General features: G+C 73.1%; 14 protein-coding genes. 3 read left to right on the top strand and 11 right to left on the bottom strand.

The window, feature by feature from the left end:
* Positions 1 to 191: 191 nt before the first annotated feature.
* Both BGP73_RS18020 and BGP73_RS18015 read left to right on the top strand, forming a co-directional pair.
* The gene (locus BGP73_RS18020; RefSeq protein ID WP_069816151.1) at positions 192 to 1,187 is read left to right on the top strand and encodes an acyl-CoA desaturase; all 996 of its coding nucleotides are present in this window, start codon (positions 192 to 194) and stop codon (positions 1,185 to 1,187) included.
* Entirely contained in the window at positions 1,187 to 1,879 is a 693-nt protein-coding gene (locus tag BGP73_RS18015) for a TetR/AcrR family transcriptional regulator (protein WP_069816330.1), read from the top strand. Before BGP73_RS18020 ends, BGP73_RS18015 begins: the two co-directional genes overlap by 1 nt.
* Positions 1,880 to 2,025: 146 nt before the next feature.
* On the opposite strand, the gene BGP73_RS18010 is transcribed toward BGP73_RS18015, so the two are convergent.
* Both BGP73_RS18010 and BGP73_RS18005 read right to left on the bottom strand, forming a co-directional pair.
* Positions 2,026 to 2,391, bottom strand: coding sequence for a VOC family protein (locus tag BGP73_RS18010; protein WP_069816150.1), 366 nt, complete (start codon positions 2,389 to 2,391; stop codon positions 2,026 to 2,028).
* Positions 2,388 to 3,200 carry a trans-aconitate 2-methyltransferase gene (locus BGP73_RS18005; RefSeq protein WP_069816148.1) on the bottom strand — a complete coding sequence of 271 codons (813 nt, stop codon included), beginning with the start codon at positions 3,198 to 3,200 and terminating at the stop codon, positions 2,388 to 2,390. The genes BGP73_RS18010 and BGP73_RS18005 overlap by 4 nt, the downstream gene beginning before the upstream one ends.
* A 130-nt stretch (positions 3,201 to 3,330) precedes the next feature.
* Here BGP73_RS18005 and BGP73_RS18000 point away from each other — a divergent pair, with 130 nt between their 5' ends.
* Positions 3,331 to 3,828 carry a MarR family winged helix-turn-helix transcriptional regulator gene (locus tag BGP73_RS18000; RefSeq protein ID WP_069816146.1) on the top strand — a complete coding sequence of 166 codons (498 nt, stop codon included), beginning with the start codon at positions 3,331 to 3,333 and terminating at the stop codon, positions 3,826 to 3,828.
* 83 nt (positions 3,829 to 3,911) lie between these two features.
* Here the strand turns inward: BGP73_RS18000 and BGP73_RS17995 are convergent, their stop codons facing one another.
* From BGP73_RS17995 to rsmA, 9 genes are all read right to left on the bottom strand, one after another.
* Positions 3,912 to 4,634 (bottom strand): response regulator transcription factor, encoded by a 723-nt coding sequence (locus tag BGP73_RS17995; RefSeq protein WP_069816144.1) that lies wholly within the window; start codon positions 4,632 to 4,634, stop codon positions 3,912 to 3,914.
* A 458-nt stretch (positions 4,635 to 5,092) separates the two neighbouring features.
* Positions 5,093 to 6,244, bottom strand: coding sequence for a galactokinase (gene galK / locus BGP73_RS17990; RefSeq protein ID WP_244501253.1), 1,152 nt, complete (start codon positions 6,242 to 6,244; stop codon positions 5,093 to 5,095).
* Complete coding sequence (galE, locus tag BGP73_RS17985) at positions 6,241 to 7,266, bottom strand: UDP-glucose 4-epimerase GalE (protein WP_069816142.1); 1,026 nt, start codon at positions 7,264 to 7,266, stop codon at positions 6,241 to 6,243. The genes galK and galE overlap by 4 nt, the downstream gene beginning before the upstream one ends.
* On the bottom strand, positions 7,263 to 8,324 hold the full coding sequence (gene galT, locus BGP73_RS17980; protein ID WP_069816140.1) for a galactose-1-phosphate uridylyltransferase: 1,062 nt from the start codon (positions 8,322 to 8,324) through the stop codon (positions 7,263 to 7,265). Before galT ends, galE begins: the two co-directional genes overlap by 4 nt.
* 55 nt (positions 8,325 to 8,379) lie before the next feature.
* Positions 8,380 to 9,069, bottom strand: coding sequence for a response regulator transcription factor (locus tag BGP73_RS17975; protein ID WP_069816138.1), 690 nt, complete (start codon positions 9,067 to 9,069; stop codon positions 8,380 to 8,382).
* Positions 9,070 to 9,268: 199 nt separating this feature from the next.
* Positions 9,269 to 11,299, bottom strand: a complete 2,031-nt coding sequence (locus BGP73_RS17970; protein WP_107474074.1) for an outer membrane protein assembly factor BamB family protein — start codon at positions 11,297 to 11,299, stop codon at positions 9,269 to 9,271.
* A gap of 329 nt (positions 11,300 to 11,628) precedes the next feature.
* Positions 11,629 to 13,446 carry an ABC-F family ATP-binding cassette domain-containing protein gene (locus BGP73_RS17965; RefSeq protein ID WP_069816134.1) on the bottom strand — a complete coding sequence of 606 codons (1,818 nt, stop codon included), beginning with the start codon at positions 13,444 to 13,446 and terminating at the stop codon, positions 11,629 to 11,631.
* Between the two features lie 114 nt (positions 13,447 to 13,560).
* The gene (locus BGP73_RS17960; RefSeq protein WP_244501252.1) at positions 13,561 to 14,592 is read right to left on the bottom strand and encodes a 4-(cytidine 5'-diphospho)-2-C-methyl-D-erythritol kinase; all 1,032 of its coding nucleotides are present in this window, start codon (positions 14,590 to 14,592) and stop codon (positions 13,561 to 13,563) included.
* Positions 14,589 to 15,572 (bottom strand): 16S rRNA (adenine(1518)-N(6)/adenine(1519)-N(6))-dimethyltransferase RsmA, encoded by a 984-nt coding sequence (gene rsmA / locus BGP73_RS17955; protein WP_079127654.1) that lies wholly within the window; start codon positions 15,570 to 15,572, stop codon positions 14,589 to 14,591. The genes BGP73_RS17960 and rsmA overlap by 4 nt, the downstream gene beginning before the upstream one ends.
* Positions 15,573 to 15,615: the final 43 nt, after the last annotated feature.

Here is a 15,615-nt window from a genome sequence, read left to right as displayed (position 1 = left end):
GGGGACGACACTCCGGACGCCACCGGGCAGGCACCTGAACAGCCCACCGCCGGCGGAAAGCACCCGTTGTCCACAGCCCTGTTGACCGTGCACCGCGCCCTGCCCATACTTACGATGCCGTAGGTTACGGAGGCGTAACCAACCAGAGCGGCTCCACGGACCATGAACCCCAGCACAATGAGGGACCTTCTATGACCCCAAGCCCCGATGTACTCGAGGGCCCGACCCGGCCTTCCGAAGCACCACCGCCCTCCGCCACCCTCGGCGGCGACAACAAGAGGTCCATCGAGCAGATCGCCCTCCTGCTGTTCATCACAGTGCCGTTCGTCGCGCTGGTCGCGGCGATCCCGCTGGCCTGGGGGTGGGGGGTGAGCTGGCTGGATCTGGGCCTGATGGTCTTCATGTACTTCCTGGGGTGCCACGGCATCACGATCGGCTTCCACCGCCACTTCACCCACGGCTCCTTCAAGGCCAGGCGACCGCTGCGGATCGCCCTGGCCATCGCGGGGTCGATGGCCGTCGAGGGCCCGCTGGTGCGCTGGGTGGCCGACCACCGCAAGCACCACAAGTTCTCCGACGCCGAGGGCGACCCGCACTCCCCCTGGCGGTTCGGCGAGACGGTCCCGGCGCTGCTGAAGGGCCTGTGGTGGGCCCATATCGCATGGATGTTCGACGAAGAGCAGACTCCGCAGCAGAAGTACGCCCCCGACCTGATCAAGGACCCGGCGCTCCGGCTGGTCTCCCGCACCTTCCTGGTCTGGACGACGCTCTCCCTGCTCCTCCCGCCCCTGGTCGGCGGACTGGTGACCTGGTCCTGGCAGGGGGCGCTCTCCGCCTTCTTCTGGGGCTCACTGGTCCGGGTGGCCCTGCTGCACCACGTGACCTGGTCGATCAACTCGATCTGCCACGCCGTCGGCAAGCGGCCCTTCAAGTCCCGGGACCGCTCCGGCAACGTCTGGTGGCTGGCGGTGCTCTCCTGCGGCGAGTCCTGGCACAACCTGCACCACGCGGACCCGACCTCGGCCCGGCACGGGGTGATGCGCGGACAGATCGACTCCAGCGCCCGGATCATCCGCTGGTTCGAACTGCTCGGTTGGGCCCACGACGTGCGCTGGCCCAGCGCCGCCCGGATCGCCTCCCGCCGCAGGTCGGAGGGGAGTGAACCGGCTCCCGCGAAGGCGGCATGATTGACCGCGTGGCGAGCGACGGAAAGAACGACGGCGAGAAGAGCAAGAAGACGGCGACCCCGGGAGGCAGACGGAGCCGCCGGGTCCGGATGACCGGGAAGGAACGGCGCGAGCAGCTGCTGACCATCGGCCGCACGCTCTTCGCGGAGAAGGGCTTCGAGGGCACCTCGGTGGAGGAGATAGCGGCCAAGGCCGGGGTCTCCAAGCCGGTGGTGTACGAGCACTTCGGCGGCAAGGAGGGGCTGTACGCGGTCGTGGTCGACCGGGAGATGCGCACTCTGCTGGACATGGTGACCGGGGCGCTGACCGCCGGCCATCCACGGGAGTTGTGCGAGCAGGCGGCGTTCGCCCTGCTCGACTACATCGACCACTGCACCGACGGTTTCCGGATCCTGGTCCGGGACTCCCCCGTCGCCCAGTCCACGGGCTCCTTCGCCTCCCTGATCAACGACATCGCGACCCAGGTCGAGGACATCCTCGGCCTGGAGTTCAAGTCCCGCGGCTTCGATCCGAAGCTCGCCCCGCTCTACGCACAGGCGCTGGTCGGAATGGTCGCGCTGACCGGGCAGTGGTGGTTGGACGCCCGGAAGCCCAAGAAGCCCGAGGTCGTCGCCCATCTGGTGAACCTCGCCTGGCACGGCCTGGACGGGCTGGAGCAGAAGCCGCGGCTGATCGGTCACCGCAAGAACTGACTCCGGCCGTGACGTCACCGGGCGGGGAGCCCCGGCCCCGGACCATGCGCAGTCCGGGGCCGGGGCGGCTTTCGTCACCGCTCCCCCGAGGCGGCTCCGCCGCCGGGGCCCCTCGGCGAGCGGGGACGCCTGGGTCGCCGGGGTCCTCAGCCGGTGGGCTCGAGGAACTCCAGCCGGTTGCCCACCGGGTCCTCCGAGTAGAAGCGGCGGTGACCGGGCATATCGCCGTCCCAGACCACCAGGGCCCCGGCCGCCTCCAGTCGGGCGGCGAAGGCCTCGATACCGGTGACCAGCAGCCCCGGGTGCGCCTTCCTCGGCGGACGGAACCCGTGCTCCACCCCCAGGTGCAACTGGACGTCCCCCGCCTGGAACCAGCACCCGCCCCTGGCGGCGAGCACCGGCGGTTTCGGGATCTCCGTCATGCCGAGCACCCCTCCGTAGTACGCCCGCAACTCCTCCTCGCAGCCGGGCGGAGCGGCGAGGAGCACGTGGTCGACCGCTCGCAGGCTCATGCCGACCTCCGCCCGACCGCGAAGATCCGCCGGAAGGGGAGGACCGTGCCGTGCTGGCCGGCCGGATACGCCTTGCGTAGACGCTCGCGGTACTCGGCCAGGAACTCCTCCCGGGCCTTCTCGTCGTCGGCGAGCGCCGTCAGCACCGGCCGCAGGGCGGTGCCCTTGACCCAGTCGAAGACGGGTTCCTCTCCCTGGAGGAGCTGCAGGTAGGTGGTCTCCCAGACGTCGGTCTCACAGCCCAGGTCGGCGAGTCGGTCCAGGTACTCCGCCGAGTCAGGGACGTCCACCTGGCGCCGCCGGTCCGGGAGCCGTTCCCGCCACCGGGGGGAGTCCCAGAGTTCACCGAGCAGCACATGGGTCGGTGCGGAGAAGTTGCTCGGCACCTGCAGGGCGAAGGTGCCGCCGGGCGTCAGGGCGTCGATCCAGGCGGGGAAGAAGGCGGTGTGCCCGGGCACCCACTGGAGGGTGGCGCTGGTGACGATCAGGTCGTAACGCTCCTGCGGGGTCCAGTCAGCGAGGTCGGCAGAGCGGAAGTCGATGCTGCCGCCCCCGGGGGTGGCGCCCGCGTACTCGGCGGCCTGCTCCAGCATCTCCGCGGAGTTGTCGAATCCGGTGATCCGGGCCGTCGGCCAGCGGTCGGCGAGCAGCACGGTGACGTTGCCCGGCCCGCAGCCGAGGTCGGCGATGCGCGGCGCCCGGTCCTCGGAGGGCAGCCGGGGCACCCGGGCGAGGAGGTCGTGGAAGGGCCGGGTCCGATGGCGGGAGTGGCGGAGGTACTGCTGCGGATCCCAGATCGGCGTCTGCACGTGGAACCCCTTTGGACGGTGGTGCGCGGCAGGTGTGCACCAGAAGCGGAATCGCTGTGCCGACACCGTCCCCCGGAATGCATCTTGATGTCAAGAGACTTCACGTCGACAGACCTATTACACTGGTTCCATGCAGGACGAGGTCGATCGACTGGTCGCAGCGTGGCGCCGGGAACGCCCGGACCTCGATGTCGAGCCGCTGGAAGTGCTGAGCCGAGTCAGTCGGCTCGCCCGCCACCTCGACCGGGCGCGGCGGCTGGCCTTCTCCGAGCACGGGTTGGAGACCTGGGAGTTCGACGTACTGACCGCTCTGCGTAGGGCCGGGCCGCCCTACCAGCTCTCCCCGGGTCAGCTGCTCACCCAGACCCTGGTCACCTCCGGCACCATGACCAACCGCATCGACCGGCTCACCAAGAAGGACCTCGTCGAACGGTTGCCGGATCCGAACGACCGACGCGGGGTGCTGGTACGGCTCACCGACAGCGGACGGGAGCGCGCCGACCGGGCCCTCGCCGAACTGCTGGAACAGGAGCGCGCCATCCTCGCCGAACTCACGGCACCCCAGCACCGGGAGCTGGCGGGCCTGCTGCGCCGGCTCACCGCCCCGTTCGACAACACACCCAACTGAGCCGGCCCACCGGGGAGACCCGCGGGGACGCAGCCCCGCTCCGGGCGCCGCGCGCGCTTCCTGGGAGGGACCCGGCCACGGGCTCAGTCAGCCGGCTCGACCCCGGCCCTGCGGGCCACCGCCACCGCCGCCAGGGTCGAGTGGACGCCCAGCTTCCCCAGGACGTTCTGGGTGTGTGTGCGGACGGTGTGCGGGGAGAGGAAGAGGCGCTCGGCGACGCTCTTCCGCCCCAGCCCGGCCACCAGACAGCGCAGCACCTCCAGCTCCCGGGGGGTCAGCGACTCGACCAGCCGCTCGCTCTCGGTCCGGCTCCTGCGGGCCGTCGAGAGCTCTCCCAGCACCCCGGTCAGCAGCGCCGGCGGCAGATGGGTCTCGTCTCGCAGCACGCCGCGGACCACCGCCAGCAGCCGGGAGAGCGAGGAGTCCTTGGCGACCCACCCCCGGGCCCCGGCCTGCAGTGCGGCGGCGGCCCGCTGCGGGTCGTCCCGGTCGGCGAGGATCACCAGCCGCACCCCGGGGTGGCCTCCCAGGGCCTGGGCCACGAGCGAGACGCCGTCCGCGGCGCCGTCGGGCCAGGTCATCCGCGCACCCGGCCCGCCGGGTGCGCGGACTCCGAGATCCGCGTCGACCAGCACCACGTCGACTCCGCGCCCCTCGACCTGCGCGCGGTCCAGGCAGCGCAGCGCCGCCGAGGCGCTGCCGGTGGTCGCCACCACCTCCACGTCCGGCTCGGTACCCATCGCCGCCGCCAGCGACTCGGCGAAGACCCGGTGGTCGTCGACCACCAGCACCCGGATACGTCTCACAGCGCCCCCACTCGCCGGGCTGCCGACGGCCGGGCGCCCCGGGGAAAGCTCCAGCGCCCCCCGGACCTGCCCGGTCCGCCCCGCTCGCCCGGTCCCTCCCCGACGACTTCACAGCCACGGCCGGGCTTGTGCCGCGTCCGGCGGGGCCCGCCCCCTCGCGACTCCCGTCGCGGATGCTCGCCGCCCTGACGAAAGCCCCGATGGCTCCCCAACCAGGACTTCCGACCTGCCTTGCGATCACCCACGCCGGAGGCCGCCGCAACGGGCGGACCCTGCCCGGACCGGCACCAGGTCCCCACCCGATGCCCTGCCGCGGAACTCGGCCCCGGAAACGGTCCGCTCCACCGCCCGCCTCAACCGCCGGCCGCGCGCGTCCCTTCCGAGGAAACCCACAGCCTAAGGGGACGCCGCGACGGCGGGCACGGGGTTCGGCGAAAGAGGACGGCGGTTCACGGCTCTCACAGCAGCCGCCGCGCCCCCGCCGAGGGGACCGCCGAGAAGACCCGCGGCTCGCGGTGGCCGGCCGTCGCGAACGCCTCGGCAACCGCCTCGGCCACCCGCCCGGCGTCTTCCTCCTCGACCAGCGCGACGGCCGAGCCGCCGAAGCCGGCACCGGTCATCCGCGCGCCGAGCGCCCCGGCCCGGCCGGCCGCACCCACCGCCAGGTCCAACTCCGGACAGGACACCTCGAAGTCGTCCCGGCAGGAGGCGTGCCCCTCGTTCAGCAGCGGGCCGATGGCCCGGATCGCACCCGCCTCCAGACGGGCGACGGTCTCCGCCACACGCTGGTTCTCGGTGACCACATGGCGTACCCGGCGCCGCACCGTCCCGTCCGCCAGCCGTCCCAGCGCGGACCGCAGCTCAGCGGAGTCGACATCGCGGAGGGCGGGCACGCCCAGGGCGCGCGCCCCCTCCTCGCAGCTCGCCCGCCGGGCCGCGTACGCCCCGTCCGCGAGCGCGTGCCGGACCCGGGTGTCGATCACCAGCAGCCGCATCCCGGCGGCGGCGAGGTCGAAGGGCACCTGGCGGCTGGTCAGCTCCCGGGTGTCGAGGTGCAGCACGTGGCCCCGGGTGCAGCAGGCCGAGGCGGTCTGGTCCATGATCCCGCAGGGCACCCCGACGAAGGTGTTCTCGGCCCGCTGGCCCAGCCGGGCCAACTCCAGCCGGGACAGCCCGAGCCCGAAGAGGTCGCTCAGGGCCAGGGCGGTGGCGATCTCCAACGCCGCCGAGGAGGACAGCCCGGCCCCGGTCGGCACGGTCGACTCGATGTGCACATCAGCCCCGGTGACCGGATGGCCGGCTTCCCGCAGCGCCCAGACGACACCGGCCGGGTAGCCGGCCCAGCCCCGGTCGGGCCGCCCCCCGAGCCGGTCGAGGCTCAGCTCCACCGGCCCGCCGGGCACGTCCGAGGAGTGCAGCCGCAGCAGGCCGTCGGCGCGCCGGGCGACGGCCGCCCGAGCGGTTTGCGGCAGGGCGAGCGGCAACACGAAGCCGTCGTTGTAGTCGGTGTGCTCCCCGATCAGGTTCACCCGGCCGGGTGCCGCCCACACCCCCTCGGGGGCGGTCCCGTACAGTTCCCGGAAGGCTGCGGACACCCGCTCGGCCGTCACCGCTCGGGTCCCTTCCAGCCGTCCTGCCGCCGGGCGAACTCCCAGGCGTCGGCGACGATACCGGCCAGTTCGGTACGGCTCGGCCGCCATCCCAGCCGCCGGCGGGCCAACTCCGCGGAGGCGACCAGCACGGCCGGATCGCCCGCCCGGCGCGGAGCGGCCCTCTCCGGGATCGGGTGACCGGTCACCGCGCGGGCGGTCCGGATCACCTCGCGGACCGAGAAGCCGCTGCCGTTGCCGAGGTTGCACACCAGGTGTTCGCCGGGACTGGTCGCTTCCAGGGCCAGCAGATGGGCCTCGGCCAGATCCGCGACGTGGATGTAGTCCCGGACGCAGGTGCCGTCCGGCGTGGGGTAGTCGTCGCCGAAGACCGAGACGGCCTCCCGCCGACCGAGGGCCACCTGGAGGACGAGGGGGATGAGGTGCGACTCGGGGTCGTGCCGCTCCCCCAGCAGCGGGCCGTCCGGGCCGCCTACCGGGCGGTAGGCACCGGCGACGTTGAAATAGCGCAGTGAGACCGCGGCCAGCCCGTGGGCGGCGCACACTCCGCCGATCATGTGGTCGACGGCGAGCTTGGAGGCTCCGTACGGACTGGTGGGGGCGGTCGGGGCGGTCTCGCTGATCGGCACGTTCCGCGGCTCGCCGTAGGTGGCGGCGGTGGAGGAGAACACCAGTCTCGGCACGCCCGCTCCCCGCATCGCCTCCAGCAGGTCCAGGGTGCCGCCGGCGTTGTTCCGCCAGTACTTTCCCGGTTCCTCGACCGACTCTCCGACCTGGGAGGAGGCCGCGAAGTGGAGCACGCCCGCGAAGGTTCCGTCCAACAGCCGGGCGGCCTCCTGCACCCGTCCCTCCACGAACTCGGCCCCGGCCGGGACCCCGGCGAGGTGGCCGGTGGACAGGTCGTCGAGCACCACCACCCGGTGGCCGGCCTCCAGCAGATGTTGGGCCACCACCCCGCCCACGTACCCGGCCCCACCGGTGACCAGGTACTTCTTCGGCTCTGCCGTGGCCCCTCGGGTCACCGGCTCGCCACCTCCCGCAGTCGCTCGGCCGCCGTCTCCGGCGGTACGTCGTTGATCCACACGCTCATACCGGATTCCGAACCCGCCAGGAACTTCAGTTTTCCCGCCGTACGCCGGACGGTGAACAGTTCGAGGTGGAGGGCGAAGTCACCGCGCGCCGGGCCGCCCTCCGCCCAGTCGCCGAACGGCGCCTGGTGCCAGCCGGAGACATACGGCGTGGCCGACCCGGCGGCGTCGAAGATCCGGTCGAAACGCCTCAGCAGCTCCAGGTAGACCCGGGGGAACTCCTCGCGCGCCTCCGCCCCCAGGGCCGGCAGGTCGGGGACCCGCCGGTGGGGGTAGAGGTGCACCTCGTAGGGCCAGCGGGCGGCGCGCGGCACGAAGGCCGTCCAGTGCTCGCCCTCCAGCACGACTCGGTCGGCCTTGGACCGCTCCTCGGCCAGGACCTCGTCGAAGAGGTTCCTGCCACCGGTGCGGGCGGCGTGCTCGGCGAGCGAGCGCAGCATCGCCTCGGTGCGCGGTGTGACGAACGGGTAGCCGTAGATCTGGCCGTGCGGGTGGCCGAGGGTCACGCCGATCTCGGCGCCGCGGTTCTCGAAGCAGTAGACCTGCCGCACGGCCGGGAGCCGGGCGAGCTCCGCGGTGCGGTCGGTCCAGGCCGCCAGGACGAGCGCGGCCTGCTCCTCGCTGAGATCGGCGAAGGACGCCTCGTGGTCGGCGGTGAAGCAGACCACCTCGCAGCGCCCGGTGTCGCCGGCGAGCGAGGGGAAGCGGTTCTCGAAGACCACGACCTCGTAGTCGTCCGCCGGGATCTCGCTGAGCCGGCCCTCCCGGGAGGGGCAGAGCGGGCAGGCGTCGGCCGGCGGGTGGTACGTCCGCCCCTGGCGGTGGGAGGCGACGGCCACATGGTCCCCCAGCAGCGGATCACGACGGATCTCGGAGACCGTGCGGGCGGCATCCAACGGGCGGCGGTCCACGGCGTCCCGCACGGTGTCGGTGCGGGAGTCGTAGTAGAGGAGCTCACGGCCGTCCGCGAGCCGGGTCACCGTCTTCTTCACACCAACCCACCCCAAACAGAATCAAACGCAATTAAGCATGATCAAACATCGGGGGTCAAGGCCGGGTCGGCCTCCGGACGGCCGGCCGTTCCCAGCGCTCCACGATCCCGGCCCGGGCCGCCAGCGCGGCCGCCTCCAGTCGCGTCCCCACGCCGAGTTTGGTGAGCACCCGCTGCACATGGGTGCGCGCCGTGCTCTGCGCCACCCCCATCCCCGCCGCGATCAGCCGGGTGTTCTCGCCCTCGGTGATCCGCAACAGCACCTCGGCCTCACGGCGGGTCAGCGACCGGAGGATGCGGGTGGCCTCGTCGCTCGGCTCCTCCGGGTTGAGCAGTTCGGTGAAGGCGCGCCGCAGCAACTGCGGGGCGATCGCCGTCTCCCCGGCCCTGGCCCTGAGCACCGCCCGCTCCACACCGTCGATCCGCTCGTCCTGCCGCACGTAGCCGGAGGCTCCGGCGGCGAAGGCGGCCGCTATCCCGTGCGGACTCGGCACCGGCCCCACGACCACCACGGCGACCTGCGGACGTTCCCGCTTTATCCGCTCGATCGACTCGAACGCGCCCGGCCGGGTCGGGTCTCCGGTCCCCAGCAGGCACACCTCCGGCGTCCGGCGCACCACCAGCTCCGCGGCCCCGGCGCTCGGCGCCGTCGCGGCGAGCACCCGGTGGCCCCGCAGCCGCAGCGCCGAGGCGAGCGCCTCAGCCAGTAGCCGGTGGTCGTCGACCACCACCAGCCGCACGCCCATGAGTCCCCCGTTTCCCACCAGGCCCGGCCCTTAGCCCCGAAGCTACACGCCCAGCCGGCCTCCGCACGCCGGTTGGCGCGAAGAACTCCGAGTCGTGCGCCGGCGTGCGGCCGGGCCCCGGGCGCGGAACCGCCCGGGGCCCGGGCGGAGTCGTCCACTCCCCCCGGGCCCCTCAGGACCGTCCGCCGGCTGCGGCGGGTCACTCGGCCCCGAACACCAGCCCCAGGTACTTGTAGATACCGGAGTCGTCCTCCGACATCAGGTTCTGGGCCATGTACAACCGCCCGCCCTGATAGTGGAGTTCGACGTTCAGCTCCGGGCGGAAGCTGCGCTCCACGCTCACGGTGGTGTCCGGGTTCTCCAGGTACACCGTCGTCTTGTAGGTCTTGGGGTCGATGCCCAGGACCCGGCCACCGGTGTCGTAGTCACCCTCCTGGTAGGCGATGAGGGTGTCCCCCTCCATCGTCACCGGCGTCATGGTGCCGTGGTCGCCGGAGAGCGCCTGCCCCTTCTGCTTCCCGGTGCCCAGGTCGAAGGCGACGATCTCGTTGGCGTCCGCGTACTCGCCGTCTCCGGGGTGGGACTTGGTCGGCAGGTAGAGCTTGTCGTTGCCGACGGCCAGCATCTTGCAGTTCTCGACATCGGTCGCCCCGCAGTCGGGCTCGAACTTCCCGCCCTCCGTGGAGATGCGGCTGCGCTCCTTGCCCTTGTCGTCGAGGGCGACGAAGTCCGTCACGTCATAGGTGCTGCCGGCGTCGAACCCGATCACCAGCGGATCGGTGGAGGCCACGTAGACGTACTCGATCCCGTCCGGCACCCGGTAGGTGAACTTCGGCTTGCCCGACTTCGGATCGAGCTTCTGGACCTCCATCGTGGCGTTGTTGCCGAGTGAGCCGCACCGGCGGACCGCCACCAGGGCCGCGCCACCGCCGTAGCCGGTGTCGTAGCAGTCGGAGGTCTCGTCCGGGCTCCACAGCGACTTGCCGTCCGCGACCGACCAGGCGGCACCGCCCCGCAGTCCGCCGGCGGCCACGACGCCGTCCCCGACGGTGACCTCATCGAAGACGACCGCCCGGTCCCCCTGCTTGGACTCGACCTGCCACTCCTTCTTACCGGTGTTGAGGTCGATCAGCGCCACCTGGGTGCAACGCTTGTCATCCGACTTGTCGTTGAACAGCACGGCGGTCTTGTGGTCGGCCGTGGCGTGCTTGGAGGACCAGCACAGCTCGCCGTCGAGCGGCACGGTCCACTTCTTCTCGCCGCTGCTCTTGTCGTAGCCCACGACGGAGTTGAGCGAGCCGGTGGCGAAGACCTTGTCGGTCACCCACAGGCCCGAGACCCGGGTCACGTCGTCCAGCTTCGGCCGCTCCAGCTCGAAGAGCAGCTTGCCCCGGGTGTTCGCCGGCTTGCCGGTGGGATCGGTGCCCGGCTCCTCCTCGCTGCCGCCGCCACCGCCCTTCGCCTCGTTCCCGTCGGAGTTGCGGGCGTCGTTCTTACCGCCGTCGTCACCGACGTGCTGCGTCACGAAGTAGACGCCACCGCCGATGACCAGCAGCAGCGCCACGACGGCGCCGACTATCGCCAGCATCTTGTTGGTGGACTGCTTCCCACCGCCGGCCGGCGGCATACCCGGGTACGGCCCCTGCGGCGGGTACCCCCCGGGCGGCTGGTGGCCGTACGGGCCACCGGGCGGGGGCTGGTTGGGGCCGGGGTAGCCGTAGGAGGGCGCCTGACCCGGCTGCCCCCCGGGCGGAGTGCCCGGGTAGCCGTACGACGGCGCCTGAGGCGGCTGCCCCGGCGGGGTACCCGGGTAGCCGTAGGCGGGCGCCCCACCCGGCTGCCCCCCGGGCGGAGTGCCCGGGTAGCCGTACGACGGCGCCTGAGGCGGCTGCCCCGGCGGCGCGGGCTGACTGGGCTGCGCGGGCTGACTGGGCTGCGCGGGCTGATTGGGCTGCGCGGGCTGACCCGGCGGCGGCCCCGGCGGCGGCGTGGGCCCGCCCGGGGCGGCCATCGCGACCTGGGTCGGCTCGGCGTGCACGCCCCCCTCCGGCGGCTTCGGCTGCTCCCCGGAGTCGACCGGCTCCATCGCGACCTGGGTCGGCTCGTAGTGCGGGCCGGCCGGCGGCGTCTGCGCCGGCGGCTGCTGAGGGGGGTATCCGTACGACGGTTCCTGCTGCCCTCCATGGCCGCCCTGCGGCGGCTGGTTGGGCGGCTGGGGCGGCTGAGACATCAGTGTTCCTCATCAACGCGGGTACGTGGTCCGACCTGCCTCCCCCGCTCTCCCGAAAGCCGGCGACCTCCGGGTTGGAGTGGATCGGAGCCGATTCCCGCTGGTCAACGGCAAGTCGCGCGGGAGTTCTTTGTATCACTCGGTCGTATGACAGTCAGCGGGCAGCCGCAGGGCTATCGAGCACCTGAGACCGCTCCGTGACGCGGCCGTTGCCGACCGAGGAGAACCGCGGGTCCCTGCAAGCAGGTCCACCGGGCGGAATCCGCCCCCGGGCATCCCGGTCCGGCGGCGGGCGGCGTGACCGCGGTGAGGCGCCGGAGAGTCAGGGCTCAGCCGGTTTCCGCCAGTTCCAGCCAGCGAGTTTCGAGCTCATCCCGTTCGGCGGCCAACTCGCGCAGCTCGGCGTCCCACTTCGCCACCCGTTCGAAGTCGGTGGCGTTGGCCGCGATCTCCGCGTGCAACCGGGACTCCCCCTCGGAGATCCGGTCCAACCGGCGTTCGATGCGCTGGAGTTCCTTCTTGGCGGCGCGCGCGTCCTTGGAGCCTGGGACGCCGGCCGGACGCTGCCGGGGCTCGGCAGCGGGCTTCGGAGCCGCCGGGGCCGCGTCCTCCGCCATGGCCGCGCGGCGTTCCAGGTACTCGTCGATACCGCGCGGCAGCATCCGCAGCCGGGCGTCACCGAGCAGGGCGTAGACCCGGTCGGTGGTCCGCTCCACGAAGTAGCGGTCGTGGCTGATGACGACGAGCGAGCCCGGCCAGCCGTCGAGCAGGTCCTCCAGCTGAGCCAGGGTCTCGATGTCCAGGTCGTTGGTCGGCTCGTCGAGGAAGAGCACGTTCGGCTCGTCCATCAGCAGCCGCAGCAGCTGCAGCCGACGCCGCTCACCACCGGACAGGTCGCCGACCGGGGTCCACTGCTTCTCCTTGCCGAAGCCGAACCGTTCACACAGCTGCGAGGCGGTCATCTCCCGGCCCTTGCCGAGGTCGACGCGCTGCCGCACCCGCTCCACGGCCTCCAGGACGCGCCAGTCGGCGGCGAGTTCGGCCACCTCCTGGGAGAGGTAGCCGAGCCGGACCGTCCTGCCGACGGTGACCCGGCCGGCGGCCGGCTGCCGCTCGCCACCGCTGTCGGCGGCCTGCGACATCGCCCGCAGCAGCGAGGTCTTGCCCGAGCCGTTGACGCCGACCAGGCCGATCCGGTCTCCGGGGCCGAGCTGCCAGGTGAGGTGCTCGACCAGCTTCCGCGCCCCCACCTGGATCGTGACGTCCTCCAGGTCGAAGACCGTCTTCCCCAGGCGGGAGTTGGCGAACTTCATCAGCTCCGCGCTGTCCCGGGGCGGCGGGACGTCCGCGATGAGCTCGTTGGCCGCCTCGATCCGGAAGCGCGGCTTACTGGTCCGCGCCGGGGCGCCCCGGCGCAGCCAGGCCAGCTCCTTGCGCATCAGGTTCTGCCGCTTACTCTCCTCCGCGGCGGCGATGCGCTCTCGCTCGGCCCTCGCGAAAACGTAGTCGGAGTAGCCGCCCTCGTACTCGTGGACCGCTCCCCGCTGCACGTCCCACATCCGGGTGGCCACCTGGTCGAGGAACCAGCGGTCGTGTGTGACGACGACCAGCGCCGAGCGACGGGCGCGGAGGTGGCCGGCGAGCCAGGTGATGCCCTCGACGTCGAGGTGGTTCGTCGGCTCGTCGAGAACGATCAGGTCCTGTTCGGCGATGAGGAGCTTGGCGAGCGCGATCCGCCGGCGCTCACCGCCGGACAGCGGGCCGATGACCGTGTCGAGGCCCTGCGGGAAGCCGGGCAGGCCGAGACCGCCGAAGAGACCGGTGAGGATGTCGCGGATCCGGGCGTCTCCGGCCCACTCGTGGTCCGCGAGATCACCGATGACCTCGTGCCGCACGGTGGCGGCCGGGTCGAGCGAGTCGTGCTGGGTGAGGACCCCGAGGCGGAGGCCGCCGGCGTGGGTGGCCCGGCCGCTGTCGGGCTCCTCGACCCGGGCGAGCAGGCGGATCAGGGTGGTCTTGCCGTCGCCGTTGCGGCCAACGACGCCGATCCGATCTCCCTCACTGACCCCGAGGGAGACACCGTCGAGCAGCGCACGCGTCCCGTACACCTTGCTGACGGCTTCCAGATTGGCGAGATTGATGGCCACCTGCGCTCCTGCTTCCGCGCCGCGGCGGGCGCTGTCGATCGACCTTCCAGGGTAGTCGCCGCCCGGGGCCGGCCGGTGCGCCGCGGGCGGCGGCCCACAGGTCCGCCCCCGCCGCTACGGCAGGCCGGCCGCCGCTCCGGCGCCGGGCGCCCCTCCGCCGAGCGGCACCACCCGGGCGCCGGCCACCGGTCCGAGCGCCGTCCGGGCGCTGCGGCAGAGGCCGGAGTCCCGCAACGCGCCGGCGACGGCCTCCGCGCCCGGCCCGTCCTCGACGAGGAAGGCCGTGGTGGGCCCGGAGCCGGAGACGACCGCCGCCAGCGCCCCGGCCTCCTCGCCGGCGGCCAGCGTGCGGCTGAGCGAGGGGCGGAGGGAGAGCGCGGCCGCCTGGAGGTCGTTGCTGGAGCCGCCCTCGGTCAGCGCGGCGGCCAGCGCCCGCACCTCGCCGGTGCGCAGCGCCTCCAGCAGTCCGGGGGACGGCTCGGGGTCGGGGAGCTCGGCGACGGTGGCGCCCCGGCCGGAGGCGAGCCGCAGCCGGTCGCACTCCCGGTAGACGGCCGGGGTGGACAGGCCGCCGTCGGCGACCGCGAAGACCCAGTGGAAGGTGCCGGCGGTCTCCAGCGGGGTGAGCAGCTCTCCCCGGCCGCGCCCCAGAGCCGCGCCGCCGACCAGGCTGAAGGGCACGTCGCTGCCGAGCACCGCGCAGAGTTCGAGGAGTTCCGCCCGGCTGGCGCCGGTCCCCCAGAGCGCGTCGCAGGCGACGAGGGCGGCGGCCGCGTCGGCGCTGCCGCCGGCCATCCCGCCGGCGACCGGGATGTCCTTGGCGATGTGCAGGTGGACGCGGGGCTCGATGCCGTACCGGTCGGCGAGGAGTTCGGCCGCCCGGGCGGCCAGGTTGGCGCGGTCCGTCGGCAGCAGGGGGGCGTCCGGTCCGGAGGCGGTGATCCGCAGTTCTTCGGCCGGGGCGGCCGTGACCTCGTCGTGGAGGCTCACCGCGAGGAAGACGTTGGCCAGGTCGTGGAAGCCGTCCGCCCGCAGCCCTCCGACGGCGAGCTGGACGTTGACCTTGGCCGGTACCCGCACGGTCACCGCGGTGGCGGTCGCCGGGGCGGGCACCGCGTCGACGCCGGTGCTGGTGTCGCTGGTCACGGGGACTCCTTCCGCGGGCCGGCGGCTGCGCCCCGGCCCGGTTGGCGTGCGCCGTCCTGCGGCGCGGGCGTGCTCGCCGCCGCCGGCGGCCGGCCCGCCGTTCCGGGCCCGGCGGCCTCCGCGATCGCCGCGAACTCCTCGACGGTCAGGGACTCCCCCCGGGCGCTCGGCGAGACACCCGCGGCCCGCAGCGCGGCCTCGGCCGCGGCTGCCGAGCCGGCCCAGCCGGCCAGCGCCGCCCGGAGCGTCTTGCGGCGCTGCGCGAAGGCCGCGTCGACCACCGCGAAGACATCCTCCCGGCGGGCCCGCGTCGCGACCGGTTCCCGTCGCCGAACCAGCGAGACCAGGCCGGAGTCGACGTTCGGGGCGGGCCAGAAGACGTTGCGGCCGATGGCCCCCGCCCGTTTGACCTCCGCGTACCAGGCGGCCTTCACCGACGGCACCCCGTAGACCTTCGAGCCGGGTGCCGCGGCCAGCCGGTCGGCGACCTCGGCCTGCACCATCACCAGCGTCCGCTCGATGCTGGGGAACCCCGCCAGCATGTGCAGCAGTACCGGCACGGCCACGTTGTACGGGAGGTTCGCCACCAGGGCGGTCGGCGCCGGTCCGGGCAGCCCGCTGATCCGCATCGCGTCGGAGTGCACCACCGTGAACCGGTCGGCGCGCTCCGGCAGGCGGGCACCGACCGTGGTCGGCAGGGCAGCGGCGAGCACGTCGTCGATCTCGACGGCGACGACCCGGTCGGCCACCTCGAGCAGGGCGAGGGTCAGCGACCCGAGCCCCGGGCCGATCTCGACGACCGTGTCGTCGGGGCGCACCTCGGCGGTGCGGACGATCCGGCGCACGGTGTTGGCGTCGATGACGAAGTTCTGGCCGCGCTGCTTGGTGGGCCGCACGCCCAGCGCGGCGGCCAGCTCGCGGACCTCGGCGGGGCCCAGTAGCGGGCCGGACCCGTCGGGTACGGGATCGGTGACGGGCATGGTGCTCACGGGGGAAGCTTACGACCTGGCGCGCGGCGTTCGG

This window comes from Streptomyces sp. TP-A0874 (assembly GCF_001748085.1).
Taxonomy (GTDB): Bacteria; Actinomycetota; Actinomycetes; order Streptomycetales; family Streptomycetaceae; genus Streptomyces.
This window is presented reverse-complemented; position numbering and strand designations above follow the sequence as displayed.